Annotated in this window: 9 protein-coding genes and 1 pseudogene; 5 read left to right on the top strand and 5 right to left on the bottom strand. The window is 58.2% G+C overall.

The features are described from left to right. Positions 1 to 2: 2 nt before the first annotated feature. From paaC to paaA, 3 genes are read right to left on the bottom strand one after another with little or no spacing between them, the layout of a single operon-like run. Positions 3 to 749: a 1,2-phenylacetyl-CoA epoxidase subunit PaaC gene (gene paaC / locus ACWKXN_RS04570; protein WP_094935216.1), complete on the bottom strand. Its 747-nt coding sequence runs from the start codon at positions 747 to 749 to the stop codon at positions 3 to 5. Between the two features lie 8 nt (positions 750 to 757). Next, positions 758 to 1,045 carry a 1,2-phenylacetyl-CoA epoxidase subunit PaaB gene (gene paaB / locus ACWKXN_RS04565; protein WP_033145422.1) on the bottom strand — a complete coding sequence of 96 codons (288 nt, stop codon included), beginning with the start codon at positions 1,043 to 1,045 and terminating at the stop codon, positions 758 to 760. A gap of 11 nt (positions 1,046 to 1,056) precedes the next feature. Next, entirely contained in the window at positions 1,057 to 1,986 is a 930-nt protein-coding gene (paaA, locus tag ACWKXN_RS04560) for a 1,2-phenylacetyl-CoA epoxidase subunit PaaA (protein ID WP_454543376.1), read from the bottom strand. 285 nt (positions 1,987 to 2,271) lie between these two features. On the opposite strand from paaA, the gene paaZ reads away from it, so the two are divergent. The 4 genes and pseudogenes from paaZ to ACWKXN_RS04540 all read left to right on the top strand — a co-directional run bounded on the left by paaZ (position 2,272) and on the right by ACWKXN_RS04540 (position 10,383). Then, on the top strand, positions 2,272 to 4,314 hold the full coding sequence (gene paaZ, locus ACWKXN_RS04555; protein WP_058840681.1) for a phenylacetic acid degradation bifunctional protein PaaZ: 2,043 nt from the start codon (positions 2,272 to 2,274) through the stop codon (positions 4,312 to 4,314). A 471-nt stretch (positions 4,315 to 4,785) separates the two neighbouring features. Next, positions 4,786 to 7,062: a primary-amine oxidase gene (gene tynA, locus ACWKXN_RS04550; protein ID WP_454543375.1), complete on the top strand. Its 2,277-nt coding sequence runs from the start codon at positions 4,786 to 4,788 to the stop codon at positions 7,060 to 7,062. A 167-nt stretch (positions 7,063 to 7,229) separates the two neighbouring features. Then, a pseudogene (locus ACWKXN_RS04545) lies at positions 7,230 to 9,203 on the top strand (alkyl/aryl-sulfatase). Between the two features lie 73 nt (positions 9,204 to 9,276). After that, positions 9,277 to 10,383: a GGDEF domain-containing protein gene (locus tag ACWKXN_RS04540; protein ID WP_454543374.1), complete on the top strand. Its 1,107-nt coding sequence runs from the start codon at positions 9,277 to 9,279 to the stop codon at positions 10,381 to 10,383. Positions 10,384 to 10,520: 137 nt separating this feature from the next. Here the strand turns inward: ACWKXN_RS04540 and ACWKXN_RS04535 are convergent, their stop codons facing one another. After that, complete coding sequence (locus ACWKXN_RS04535) at positions 10,521 to 12,020, bottom strand: aldehyde dehydrogenase family protein (protein ID WP_454543373.1); 1,500 nt, start codon at positions 12,018 to 12,020, stop codon at positions 10,521 to 10,523. Positions 12,021 to 12,261: 241 nt separating this feature from the next. On the opposite strand from ACWKXN_RS04535, the gene feaR reads away from it, so the two are divergent. Next, positions 12,262 to 13,170, top strand: a complete 909-nt coding sequence (gene feaR, locus ACWKXN_RS04530) for a transcriptional regulator FeaR (protein ID WP_033145415.1) — start codon at positions 12,262 to 12,264, stop codon at positions 13,168 to 13,170. On the opposite strand, the gene ACWKXN_RS04525 is transcribed toward feaR, so the two are convergent. Further along, positions 13,171 to 13,488, bottom strand: coding sequence for a YdbL family protein (locus ACWKXN_RS04525; protein WP_028017556.1), 318 nt, complete (start codon positions 13,486 to 13,488; stop codon positions 13,171 to 13,173). It lies immediately after the preceding gene. Between the last annotated feature and the right edge of the window lie 3 nt (positions 13,489 to 13,491).

The following is a 13,491-nucleotide window of genomic DNA, read 5'->3' as shown; positions in this document are numbered from 1 at the left end:
CTTCACCACTGCTGACCGGGATACGCGCGCTGGAGGTACTGCATTTCCGCCAGCATCGGGCCCAGATGTTCGGTATGCAGCCCCCTCTTGCCCCCGGTGCGGTACGCCACCTCTGCGGGAACCTGCAGGCAGCCTTCATTGAGACCGGCAAAGACTTCGCTTTCCCACGGCTGGCGCAGGACGCGCGGGTCAACCGCCACGCCGGCGTCAATCAGGGCCAGCTCGACGTCATCGGCTTCAAACAGCTCCGCCGTAAAACGCCACAGGTTGTCGATGGCCTGCTGCATTTTTTGCGCGGACGTTTCGGTCCCGTCGCCCAGACGCACCAGCCAGCCGCGGCTGAAGCGCAGGTGGTAGCGCGCCTCTTTAATCGCTTTGGCGGCGATGGCCGCAAGCTGGCCGTCGCTGCTCCGGGTCAGGCGTTCGTACAGCGCCACGTTCCAGGCATCCATCAGGTACTGGCGGGCAATGGTGTCGGCGAAGCTGCCGTTCGGCTGCTCCACCAGCAGGACGTTGCGGAACTGGCGCTCGTCGCGGCCAAACGCCAGCGTGTCTTCATCGCCCTGGCCTTCCCGCTCCGCGGCATAGGTCAGGAAATTGCGCGCCTGGCCCAGCAGGTCGAGACCGATATTGGCGAGCGCGAGGTCGATTTCCAGCTCCGGCGCGTGGCCGCACCAGGCGCCGAGACGCTGGGAAAGCACCAGACCGTTGTCGCCCAGACGCAGGGCATAGGCAGTCACTGAATTCATTCTTTGCCTCACATATGCTCGATGCCGTCGGGGATGGTGTAGAACGTCGGGTGGCGGTAAACCTTGCTTTCCGCCGGGTCGAAGAACTCACCGCTCTCTTCCGGCTGGGAGGCGACAATCTCGCTCGCCTTAACCACCCAGACAGAACACCCTTCGCTACGACGGGTGTAGGCATCACGCGCATTTTCCAGCGCCATGCGATCGTCGGCGGCATGCAGACTGCCCACGTGACGGTGGGATAACCCTTGTTTGCTGCGTACGAACACTTCGTACAGCGGCCAGTAGACGTTGCTCATCGTGATTCCTCTTAAGCCACTTTGCGGGCGTGTTGTTTTTCCGCGTGCGACAGTGCGGCTTCGCGCACCCACGCCCCCTCTTCCCAGGCTTTACGTTTGGCGGCCAGGCGCTCGTAGTTGCAGATGCCGCGCCCGCTAATGACCTCGTCAAACTCATGCCAGTCGATCTCGCCGAAGCGATAATGACCGCTCTCTTCATCAAATCGCAGGTCGGGATCCGGCACCGTCATGCCCAGCATCTCCACCTGCGGCACCGTGTTGTCGACAAAGCGCTGGCGAAGTTCGTCATTGCCGAAGCGTTTGATTTTCCACGCCAGGCTGCGGTCGCTGTTCGGCGAGTTGTCGTCGTTCGGCCCGAACATCATCAGCGCTGGCCACCAGAAGCGGTTGATGGCGTCCTGTAGCATCTGGCGCTGGGCATCGCTGCCCTGCGCCAGCGCCATGCAGGCCTCAAAGCCCTGGCGCTGGTGGAAGCTCTCTTCTTTACAGATTTTCACCATCGCGCGGGCATACGGACCGTAGGAGGTCCGGCACAGCGCCACCTGGTTGACGATAGCGGCACCGTCCACCAGCCAGCCGATCACGCCGATATCGGCCCAGCTCAGGGTCGGATAGTTGAAGATGGAGGAGTATTTCATCCTGCCGTCGAGCATTTTCTGGTAGATGTCTTCCCGCGCGCAGCCCAGCGTTTCCGCCGCGCTGTAGAGATAGAGTCCGTGCCCGGCTTCGTCCTGAACTTTCGCCAGCAGGATCGCTTTTCGGCGCAGCGTCGGCGCGCGGGCGATCCAGTTCCCTTCCGGCAGCATGCCGACAATTTCGGAGTGCGCATGCTGACCAATCTGACGGATCAACGTCTTACGGTAGGCGTCAGGCATCCAGTCCTGAGGCTCAATCGCCGTCTCCTGCGCTATGCGCTGCTCAAACCGTTGTTCTTGCGTCACGTCATCACCTTTATGATTCGTTAGTTTGCAAATTAAGACGTAAAGTTGAATCACTTTGTTTTTTAAAAGTTACACATAGGTTAAATATAACCCCAAGAATTGTTTCCTGGTTTTGTGATGCTGCTCGCAAGGCTTTTGCATCATGCCTTTCAGAAAGCGTCTCAAAGAGATGAGATTCATCCAGCCAGATCACAACGTTAACAATTCATTAAAAACTCAGCTTGATTTTTATGATTCACGATCAAACTATTAATGAGTAAATCACGTAACATTTGGAGATAAGCGATGCAGCAGTTAGCCAGCTTCTTATCCGGTACCTGGCAGTCTGGCCGGGGCCGCGAGCGCACTATTCATCACGCCATCAGTGGCGAAGCCCTGTGGAGCGTGACCAGCGAAGGGCTGGACATGGCGGCCGCCCGTCGCTATGCGATTGAGCGCGGCGGCGAAGCGCTTCACGAGATGACCTTTATCGAACGTGCTGCCATGCTGAAGGCGGTGGCAAAGCACCTGCTTAGCGAGAAAGAGACGTTTTATGCCCTGTCGGCCCAGACCGGGGCGACGAAGGCGGACAGCTGGGTGGATATTGAAGGCGGCATCGGCACCCTCTTCACTTACGCCAGCCTGGGCAGCCGCGAGCTGCCGGATGACACCCTGTGGCCGGAAGACGAGTTAATCCCCCTGTCGAAAGAAGGCGGCTTTGCGGCGCGCCACGTCCTCACCTCCAAATCCGGCGTGGCGGTGCACATCAACGCCTTTAACTTCCCCTGCTGGGGGATGCTGGAAAAGCTGGCGCCGACCTGGCTTGCCGGGATGCCCGCCATCATCAAACCCGCTACCGCTACCGCACAGGTGACGCAGGCGATGGTGAAATCCATCGTCGACAGCGGGCTGGTGCCGGACGGCGCCATCAGCCTGATCTGCGGCGGCGCGGGGGATCTGCTCGACCAGCTCGACAGCCAGGACGTCGTGACCTTTACCGGCTCCGCCAGCACCGGGCAAAGCCTGCGCGTGCACCCGAATATCGTGGCGAATTCGATTCCGTTCACCATGGAGGCCGACTCCCTGAACTGCTGCGTGCTGGGGGAAGACGTTACGCCGGACCAGCCGGAGTTTGCCCTGTTCATCCGGGAAGTGGTCCGCGAGATGACCGCCAAAGCCGGGCAAAAATGTACGGCCATTCGCCGAATTATCGTCCCGCAAAACCAGATTGACGCGGTGAGCCAGGCGCTGGTTGCCCGCCTGGAAAAAGTGGTGGTGGGCGACCCGGCGCAGGAAGGGGTGAAGATGGGGGCGCTGGTCAACGCCGAACAGCGCGCGGACGTGCAGGAGAAAGTGGAGCAACTGATCGCCGCTGGCTGCCAGATACGTCTGGGCGGCAAAGCGGATTTGCAGGCCGCGGGGGCGTTCTTCCCGCCTACCCTGCTATTCTGCCCGCAGCCGGATGAAACCCCGGCGGTGCACTCAACCGAAGCCTTCGGCCCGGTTGCGACGCTGATGCCGTATCGCAACGCGCGCCACGCGATGCAGCTTGCCCGCGCGGGCGGCGGCAGCCTGGCCGGTACGCTGGTCACCGCCGATTCGGCGATTGCCCGCCAGTTTATTGCCGGTGCGGCGCGCGCCCACGGGCGTATTCAGATCCTTAACGAGGAATCATCCAAAGAGTCTACCGGCCACGGCTCCCCGCTGCCTCAGCTGGTGCACGGCGGCCCGGGCCGCGCGGGCGGCGGCGAAGAGCTGGGCGGCCTGCGCGCGGTGAAGCACTACCTGCAGCGCACCGCGATTCAGGGCAGCCCGTCGATGCTGGCGGCCATTGGCAAACAGTGGGTGCGTGGCGCAGCGGTGCAGGAAGACCGCGTGCATCCGTTCCGCAAATACTTCGAGGAGCTGCAGCCGGGCGACAGCCTGCTGACGCCGCGCCGCACCCTCACGGAAGCGGACATCGTGAACTTTGCCTGCCTTAGCGGCGACCACTTCTACGCCCATATGGACAAGATCGGCGCGGCGGAGTCGATCTTCGGCGAGCGCGTGGTGCACGGCTACTTTCTGATCTCCGCCGCGGCGGGACTGTTTGTTGATGCGGGCGTCGGGCCGGTTATTGCCAACTACGGCATGGAAAACCTGCGCTTTATCGAGCCGGTTAAGCCGGGCGATACCATTCAGGTGCGCCTGACCTGCAAGCGTAAAACGCTGAAGAAACAGCGTACCGCCGAGGAAAAACCAACCGGCGTGGTGGAATGGGCGGTTGAGATCTTCAACCAGCACCAGCAGGCCGTGGCGCTCTACTCCATCCTGACGCTGGTGGCGCGCCAGCAGGGCGATTTCAGCTAACGTCCCTTCCCCTTTACCACAATGGCTGGTGGCTCCCGGTAATTTGACGCTGCTTACAGATTCACTGGGGGCCTTCAGCAAGGCCCTCAACATAAAGTGAACGGAATAACCACCACAGCCGTATGTTCCCCCTCACCCCAGCCCTCTCCCTCAAGGGAGAGGGGGTCGCCTGTGCTGACATCATTTATGGGGAGAGGAAATGGCCCGGCATGTGATTTATCCCCGCTCTTTTTTTAACCTGGCAAGGCTGACAAATAATCTGGCAGATGCAGGCAAACGCTTTTCTCAGGCGCCTGTCAGGATAAGGCTGTCACAACACAATATCCCCTAAATAATTCGAGTTGCAGGAAGGCGGCAAGGGAACGAATCCCCGGGAGCGTACATAAGTACGTGACTGGGGTGAGTGAGTGCAGCCAACGCACCTGCAACTTGAAGTATGACGGGTATAAACACAACAAGATGAGGTCTACGATGGGAAGCAATTCTTCTTTTTCTGCCCGTAGAACGGCGCTGGCCATGGCCGTTGCGCTGTGTTGCGCGTGGCAATCCCCTGTTTTCGCCCACGGCAGTGAGGCGCATATGGTCCCGATGGACAAAACGCTGCAGGACTTTGGCGCGGACGTTCAGTGGGATGATTACGCACAGATGTTCACCATTGCGAAAGACGGTGCCTTTGTGAAGGTCAAACCGGGCGCAAAAACCGCCATCGTCAACGGTAAAACCCTCAGGCTTGAAGTGCCGGTGGTGATGAAAGGCAAGAAAGCCTTTATTTCCGATACCTTCATCAACGATGTTTTCCAGTCCGGCCTTGACCAGACCTTCCAGGTTGAAAAACGCCCTCACCCGTTAAACGCGCTAACGGCGGACGAAATTAAGCAGGCCGTTGAGATTGTGAAAGCCTCGGCGGACTTTAAGCCGAATACCCGCTTTACCCAGATCGCCCTGGCAGAGCCTGAGAAAGCCAAAGTGTGGGACTTTGTGCTTAACGGTACGGCAGTGGATGCTCCGCGTCAGGCGAAGATCGTCATGCTCGATGGCAAGCACGTTATCGAAAGCGTAGTGGACCTGAAGGATAAAAAAATCCTGCGCTGGGAACCGGTAAAAAACGCGCACGGCATGGTGCTGCTGGATGATTTCACCGCGGTTCAGCAGATCATCAACGAAAGTACCGAGTTCGCCGAGGTGCTTAAAAAACACGGCATCACCGACCCGAAAAAAGTGATCACCACGCCGCTGACCGTCGGCTATTTCGACGGTAAAGACGGCCTGAAGCAGGAAGATCGCCTGCTGAAGGTGGTGAGCTATCTGGACGTGGGCGACGGCAACTACTGGGCGCACCCGATTGAAAACCTGGTCGCGGTTGTCGATCTTGAGCAGAAAAAGATCCAGAAGATTGAAGAAGGCGCCGTTGTTCCGGTTCCCATGACCCCGCGTCCCTATGATGGCCGCGACCGCGTAGAAACGGTGAAGAAACCCCTGGAGATCGTCGAGCCGGAAGGCAAGAACTACACCATCACCGGGGATATGGTGCACTGGCAGAACTGGGATTTCCACCTGAGCCTGGACTCCCGCGTCGGCCCGATGATTTCAACCGTCACCTATAACGACAACGGCAAAAAGCGCCAGGTGATGTATCAGGGGTCACTCGGCGGCATGATCGTCCCTTATGGCGATCCGGACGTGGGCTGGTACTTTAAAGCCTATCTCGACTCCGGCGACTACGGCATGGGCACCCTGACCTCACCGCTGGTGCGCGGTAAAGACGTGCCGTCCAACGCCGTGATGCTCAATGAAACTATCCCGGATTACACCGGCGCGCCGATGGAGATCCCGCGCGCGATCGCCATTTTCGAACGCTACGCGGGGCCGGAATACAAACATCAGGAGATGGGCCAGCCGAACGTCAGCACCGAGCGCCGCGAGCTGGTGGTGCGCTGGGTGAGTACCGTGGGCAACTACGATTACATCTTCGACTGGGTGTTCCATGAAAATGGCACCATCGGCATTGATGCCGGCGCGACGGGTATCGAAGCAGTGAAAGGCGTTCAGGCGAAAACCATGCACGACGCCACCGCCAAAGACGACACCAAATACGGCACGCTGATCGACCATAACATCGTGGGCACCACGCACCAGCACATCTACAACTTCCGTCTCGATATGGACGTGGACGGCATCAACAACAAGCTGGTGGCGATGGATCCAGAAGTGAAGCCGAATACCGCCGGGGGCCCGCGGACCAGCACCATGCAGATCAATCAGTACGATATTGATACCGAGCAGCAGGCGGCGCAGAAGTTCGATCCGGGCACCATTCGGCTGCTGAGCAACACCAGTAAAGAGAACCGCATGGGCAACCCGGTCTCATACCAGATTATCCCTTACGCGGGGGGAACGCACCCGGTGGCGACCGGCGCGAAATTTGCCCCGGACGAGTGGATTTATCATCGCCTGAGCTTTATGGACAAACAGCTCTGGGTGACCCGTTACCATCCGGATGAGCTCTACCCGGAAGGAAAATTCCCGAACCGCTCGGTACACGACACGGGCCTGGGACAGTACAGCAAGGATAACGAGTCGCTCAACGATCGGGATGACGTGGTCTGGATGACCACCGGCACCACCCACGTCGCCCGCGCGGAAGAGTGGCCGATTATGCCGACGGAATGGGTGCATACCCTGCTTAAACCGTGGAACTTCTTCGACGAGACGCCAACGCTCGGGAAAAAGAAAGACGAAAAGAAATAAATAACGTACCGGGCGCAATGCCCGGTTTTTCATCCATTTACTTGCTGAATACCACTCCCCGATTATAGTTATTTCTACCTCGTTTATTCCTATTGCATTTCTTGAACCACTTTCAGCCAGGACACGAAGTTTCCACGAACGACGTAATACACCACTGAGAGGTTAGGATGAAATTCAATTTGATCGTCAGGAGTCTTGCTCTGGCTGGACTTGTTATTTCCGTCAGCTCCGCGTATGCCGCAGAAGCCCCGAAGGACGCCACGGCAGCAACGCAACAAGCCAATAACGCCCTCTTTAATCAGCTGCCTTTCTCCGACAACACCGATTTTACGAACGCCCATAAAGGCTTTATTGCACCGATTCCTCAGGAAATTATCAAAGGGGAACAAGGTAATGTCATCTGGGATCCACAGCAATATTCGTTTATTAAAGAAGGCGATAAAGCACCGGACTCCGTTAATCCCAGCTTATGGCGTCAATCTCAGCTGATTAATATTAGCGGCCTGTTTGAAGTGACCGATGGCGTATATCAGATCCGAAATCTTGACCTGTCAAATATGACCATCATTGAAGGGAAAGAAGGTATTACCGTGGTTGACCCGCTGGTGTCGGCAGAAACGGCGAAGGTCGGGATGGATCTCTATTTTAAAAATCGCGGCAAGAAGCCTGTCGCCGCCATTATTTATACCCACAGCCACGTTGACCACTATGGCGGCGTGCGCGGCGTGGTGGATGAAGCCGACGTGAAGTCCGGCAAAGTGAAGGTCTACGCGCCAGCCGGGTTTATGGAAGCGGCCGTTGCCGAGAATATCATGGCGGGCAACGTGATGAGCCGCCGCGCCAGCTATATGTATGGCAACCTGCTGAAGCCCGATGCCAAGGGCCAGGTGGGTGCCGGTCTTGGGACAACGACCTCCGCCGGGACGGTCACGCTGATTGCCCCGACCAATATCATTGAGAAAGACGGGCAAAAAGAGGTTATCGACGGCCTGACCTATGATTTTATGCTCGCACCGGGATCCGAAGCGCCATCGGAAATGCTCTGGTATATCGAAGAGAAAAAACTGATTGAATCCGCTGAGGACGTGACCCATACCCTGCACAACACCTACTCGCTGCGCGGGGCCAAAATCCGCGAGCCGCTGCCGTGGTCGAAATACATCAACCAGGCGATTGTGCGCTGGGGTGACAAAGCTGAAATCATCATGGCGCAGCACCACTGGCCGACCTGGGGCAACGAAAACGTGGTCAAGCTGCTGAAAAGCCAGCGCGATCTCTATCGTTACATCAACGACCAGACGCTGCGTATGGCCAACGAAGGGCTGACGCGCGACGAAATCGCCGCTAACTTCAAGCTCCCGGATTCACTGGCGCATACCTAGGCCAACCGCGGCTATTACGGTTCGGTGAGCCATGACGTAAAAGCCACCTATGTGCTGTATCTGGGCTGGTTTGACGGTAACCCGGCGACGCTGGATGAACTGCCGCCTGAAGAAGGCGCGAAGAAATTCGTGGAGTATATGGGTGGCGCGGATGCCATCCTGAGCAAGGCGAAAACCGACTTCGACCAGGGTAACTACCGCTGGGTGGCGCAGGTGGTGAGCAAAGTGGTCTTTGCCGATCCGAACAACCAGGCGGCACGCAACCTGGAAGCGGATGCGCTGGAACAGCTTGGCTACCAGGCTGAATCCGGTCCATGGCGTAACTTCTACCTGACCGGTGCGCAGGAACTGCGTAACGGCGTGGTGAAAGGGCCAACGCCGAATACCGCCAGCCCGGATACGGTGCGCGCGATGACGCCGGAGATGTTCTTTGACTATCTGGCTGTCCATATCAACGGACAAAAAGCGGGTGACGCCAAATCGGTGTTTAACATCGATCTGGGCAGCGATGGCGGGAAGTACAAACTCGAGCTGGAAAACGGCGTGCTGAACCACACGGCGAACGCGGAAGCAAAAGAGGCGGACGCGACGCTGACGCTTAACCGTGACACCCTGAATAAAATCATCCTCAAGGAGGTGACGCTGAAACAGGCCCAGGACAGCGGAAATATTAAAATTACTGGCGACAGCGCGAAACTTGATGCCATGCTTAGCTATATGGACAAGTTTGATTTCTGGTTTAACATTGTGACACCGTAACGGTGCACGCAAAAGGGCGGTTCGTCCGCCCTTTCCTGCTTCACGTGTTAGCCAGAAAGGGTAAAAAGCGTCAATGGAAAAAAGAAAAAAACCGACACTTGAACGGGCAACCTGGCCAACGCGCCATGCTATGGTCATGCACGGGCTGGCGATGAACCTGCCGTGGCTGGCCTTCGTGAATATCAGCTTCGCGGTGATGATTCTGCTGCGACACGTTTTGCTTAATACCAGCGATCCCCTTTATCCCCCTTCGCCGCAGCTGACGAGAATAGTTGATGCCTCCATGCTCGGCATTATCATCCTCTCCGCCGCGCTGATCCTGATGGCCTGGCGGCGCATCGCCGGCATCAGCGTGGTATTGTTTATCTGCAGCGCCATCTGGTCGGTCTCCTGCTTCTGGTTTATCACCCAGCTGCTGCTCCCGCACGTCTGGCCGCTGTGCGTCATTTTATTACTCGCTGGCTTAACAGCGCTCTATTTTTATCCTGAAGGGCTACTCGCCTTTGTGCTCCCGCTCTGGATCACCCTGCCGGTAGCAAGCTGGATACGGAACGATGGCCTCAACCTTCACTTCATTGTTATCTGGAGCGTGTTTTCGCTGATCCTGATTTGCGGGCGTTTCATCCTGCTGAGCTGGTTTGACGAGGCCTGGCGACGTAACCAGCAAAATCAGCTATTGATCTCCAGGCTGGATGCGCTGGCGCATCAGGATCCGTTAACCAAAACCGCCAATCGCCGGAAAATGGAAGTGGTGCTGGAGAACGCGGTTGAGCAGAAAAAAACCTTCTCGGTGATTATGCTGGATATCGACTATTTCAAACGCTACAACGACACCTACGGGCACCAGGCGGGTGACGACTGCCTGACCCGCGTGGCGCGGGTGCTGAAGCAGTCGGTGCGCACGCCTGACGATGTGGTGTCACGCTACGGCGGCGAGGAGTTTGTGGTGATCCTGTTTAACTGTCCGGAAAACATTGCGGAAAAGGTGGCCTTACGCATTCAGGACGGCCTGCGTACAGAAGCTATACCGCACAGTGCGTCAACCGTTAGCGATCGTGTCACCGTGAGCATGGGGATTGCGAGCATGGCGGAGGGGTTAGCAGGCACCGAGATCATCGCCCGCGCCGATGCGGCGCTGTATCGGGCGAAAGAGGCCGGGCGGGATCGGTGGTCGCTGTAAACATGTCGGGTGGCGGCTACGGCTTACCCGACCTACAAAATTCGCCCGGTGCAGCCTGATGCCCTCACCCTGACCCTCTCCCACGGGAGAGGGAACAAACAAAAAAAAGGCAACCTCCAGGTTGCCTTTTGCTTTTACTAGTAGCGCACGCACACCGATTTGGTTTCACACCAGCCGTCCAGCCAGTCCGGGCCAAAGTCACGTCCGGTGCCGGACTGCTTCATGCCGCCGAACGGCAGGTTGGCGTCAATCAGCGTATGGCTGTTCACCCAGACGGTGCCCGCCTGCAGCCGGTCGGTATATTCCAGCGCCTTGCTGATATTCTGCGTCCAGACGCTGGCCGTCAGGCCATACTCGCTGTCGTTTGCCAGCTGGAGCGCCTCTTCTCCGTCGGCGACGCGTACCAGGTTGACCACCGGGCCAAACACCTCTTCACGGGTCAGGCGCAGTGAAGCATCCGGGTTCACCACCAGCGTAGGCGAAACGTAATAGCCTTTGCCTTCCGGCCCCCGGTTACCGACGATCAGCTCCGCGTTGCGCGACTTCGCTTCATCAAGGAAGGTCTGCACCTTGTCGCAATGTGCGCGCGACACCAGCGGGTTGATAAACGCCTCCGGCGACATGCCCGGCCCGACGCTCAGGGATTTCACCGCCTGCTCAAACCCGCTGACCAGCGTGTCAAACAGCGGCGCTTCAATATAGATGCGCGAGCTCGCCGCGCACACCTGCCCCTGGTTCAGGAAGCTGCCGGTCATCAGGCCTTCGATCACCCACGCCGGGTCTGCGTCTTTTAGTACGATGGCCGGGTTTTTCCCGCCCAGCTCCAGAGTCACCCCGGTTAGCGTGTCCGCCGCCGTGCGGGCGATTTGCTTGCCCGTCGCCGTTGAGCCGGTAAAGCTCACTTTTGCAATATGCGGATGCGAGGCCAGCGCTGCGCCACACACCGCGCCGCTCCCGGTCACCACGTTGAACACTCCGTCCGGAATGCCCGCTTCGCTTGCCAGTTCCGCCACGCGCAGCATGGTCAGCGGCGTGGTCTCTGAGGGCTTGATGACAATAGAGCAGCCCGCGGCCAGCGCAGGCATCACTTTCCACATCCCGATCATCAGCGGGAAGTTCCAGGGCACAATCCCGGCCACCACGCCAACCGGCTCCTTACGCGTCCACGCCTGATAGCGGGCGCCCTGCGGCAGCGGGATGGAAAGGTCGAGAGTCTTACCCGAAATTTTGGTGGTCAGCCCGGCGGTATAGCGCATCCAGTTCAGGGTGCAGCCGACTTCAAACATGCGGGAAATGTTGATGGATTTGCCCTGCTCCAGCGTTTCAAGCTGGGCCAGCTCCTCGCTGTGCTGTTCGACCAGATCGGCGAAATGAAGCAGGATCCGCTCGCGCTCCGCCGGCAGTTTTCCGGCCCAGCTGCGGGCGACAAACGCGCGCCAGCCGGACATGACGGCACGGTCAACGTCATCGACGCTGGCATCGGCAGTCGAGGCAATGACCTCGCCCGTGGCCGGGTTGAAGACGTTCAGCCGCTTTTCACTGTCCGACGCGGCCTGACGCCCTTCAATCCACAGGCCATGCTGTCGGTCTAAAAATTGTTGTACGGCAGGCTGAATGGCTACCTGTGATTCAGACATAGGATACTCCTTCGTTATTCTTCGCAGGGTGTCCATCCAGTCTAAGTGGGGTTTTGCGTTCTCGCTTTTGTCTCTGTGACATTCGCTTTGCCACCTGTGACAGGCTCCGCAAATCGCGATAATTGCCGCTTATATCGCTGTTACCGGTGAGTGTTCTTTCCTATAGTCAGCCTCATAGCTCTGACAAAATGCAACACAAATGCAACAATGCAAAAACGTTGACGGTGCAGTGAGAGAAACGATGGCGTGTGCAAGCGAGCAGGAACAGTATCAGCAGTGGCTGGCGCAAATTAACCAGGTTTGCGGGCGTTTTAACGCGCAGCCCACCGGGGGGAAATTCTTCGGCGAGCTGGAGACCAGCTATGCGCGCAGCCTGAAGCTCAGCACCGTGACCGCAGGCGGCGTCAACCTGTTCCGCTCCCGTCAGGAGATCGCTCAGAGTAATGATGCCTGGTTCTATACTGTGTTCCAGCTCGAAGGCAGCGCGGAAATTGAGCAGGATGACCGTCGCGCGCTGCTCAGAACCGGTGATATCACGCTGATTGACGCGTCACGTCCCTGCTCGATCAACTGGCGGGAAAAATCCCGCCAGATTTCGCTGCTGGTTCCCCGTCAGATTATTGAGCAGCAGTGTCGTTTCCAGGAGATAAGCTGCGCGACCGCCCTTTCCCGCACCTTGCCGACTGTACAGCTGAGCCATCGCCTGCTGATGGAGAGCATGAGCAATGCCGACCTGAGTGACCGGGAGAGCGAAGCGGCGCTCGAAGCGATGATCTGCCTGCTGCGCCCCGCGTTCCAGCAGCGTGAAATCATTCAGCCGCGCAAGGAGCGCCAGTTCCAGCATGTGGTGGCGCTGATTGACGACCATATTCAGTCTGAATCGCTGCGCCCGGAATGGATTGCCGCCGAGAGCGGCATGTCCGTGCGCAGCCTTTACCGCATGTTTGCCGAGAAGGGGCTGGTGGTGGCGCAGTACATCAAAAACCGTCGTCTGGATCTCTGCGCGCAGGCACTGCAATCTACCGGCGATGACGAAAAGCTGGCGGGCATTGGCTACAGCTGGGGTTTTACCGACCATAGCCATTTTTCAACGGCGTTTAAGCAGCGTTTTGGCGTCTCGCCGGGTGAATACCGCAGGCGCTACCGCTAACTACTTTTTGAGCCATTTTCCGTTAATGCCCTTCACGTATTCGCCCGGCTGCGCGCGGGCAACCAGTTTCTGACCGGCCATTTTAGCCACTTCATCGACCGGCAAATTATTGCTGTCAGCCAGCTTCTGGTAGTTTTCCGTGCGCGCCGCATTGATACGATTGACCAGCGCCAGCGTTTCCGCGTCCTGTTGAATCGGGGCAAGATAGCCGCTGAGGGTTTCCCCCACGCGCCCCTGCGCCCGGGCATCGTTTAAGGTCAGCGCAGCCGCCTGCACGTTCATCCCCAGCGCCAGTAAAATCAGAGCTAATCGTTTCATGGC

Source organism: Enterobacter sp. UPMP2060 (genome assembly GCF_053709655.1).
The sequence above is the reverse complement of the archived record's forward strand: the minus strand, read 5'-3'. Positions and strand labels throughout refer to the sequence as shown.

What these genes read in the sequence shown, in the direction of transcription:
- paaC (WP_094935216.1), bottom strand. Translation starts at nt 749, where the DNA reads ATGAATTCAGTGACTGCCTATGCCCTGCGTCTGGGCGACAACGGTCTG.
- paaB (WP_033145422.1), bottom strand. Translation starts at nt 1,045, where the DNA reads ATGAGCAACGTCTACTGGCCGCTGTACGAAGTGTTCGTACGCAGCAAA.
- paaZ (WP_058840681.1), top strand. Translation starts at nt 2,272, where the DNA reads ATGCAGCAGTTAGCCAGCTTCTTATCCGGTACCTGGCAGTCTGGCCGG.
- tynA (WP_454543375.1), top strand. Translation starts at nt 4,786, where the DNA reads ATGGGAAGCAATTCTTCTTTTTCTGCCCGTAGAACGGCGCTGGCCATG.
- ACWKXN_RS04540 (WP_454543374.1), top strand. Translation starts at nt 9,277, where the DNA reads ATGGAAAAAAGAAAAAAACCGACACTTGAACGGGCAACCTGGCCAACG.
- ACWKXN_RS04535 (WP_454543373.1), bottom strand. Translation starts at nt 12,020, where the DNA reads ATGTCTGAATCACAGGTAGCCATTCAGCCTGCCGTACAACAATTTTTA.
- feaR (WP_033145415.1), top strand. Translation starts at nt 12,262, where the DNA reads ATGGCGTGTGCAAGCGAGCAGGAACAGTATCAGCAGTGGCTGGCGCAA.
- ACWKXN_RS04525 (WP_028017556.1), bottom strand. Translation starts at nt 13,488, where the DNA reads ATGAAACGATTAGCTCTGATTTTACTGGCGCTGGGGATGAACGTGCAG.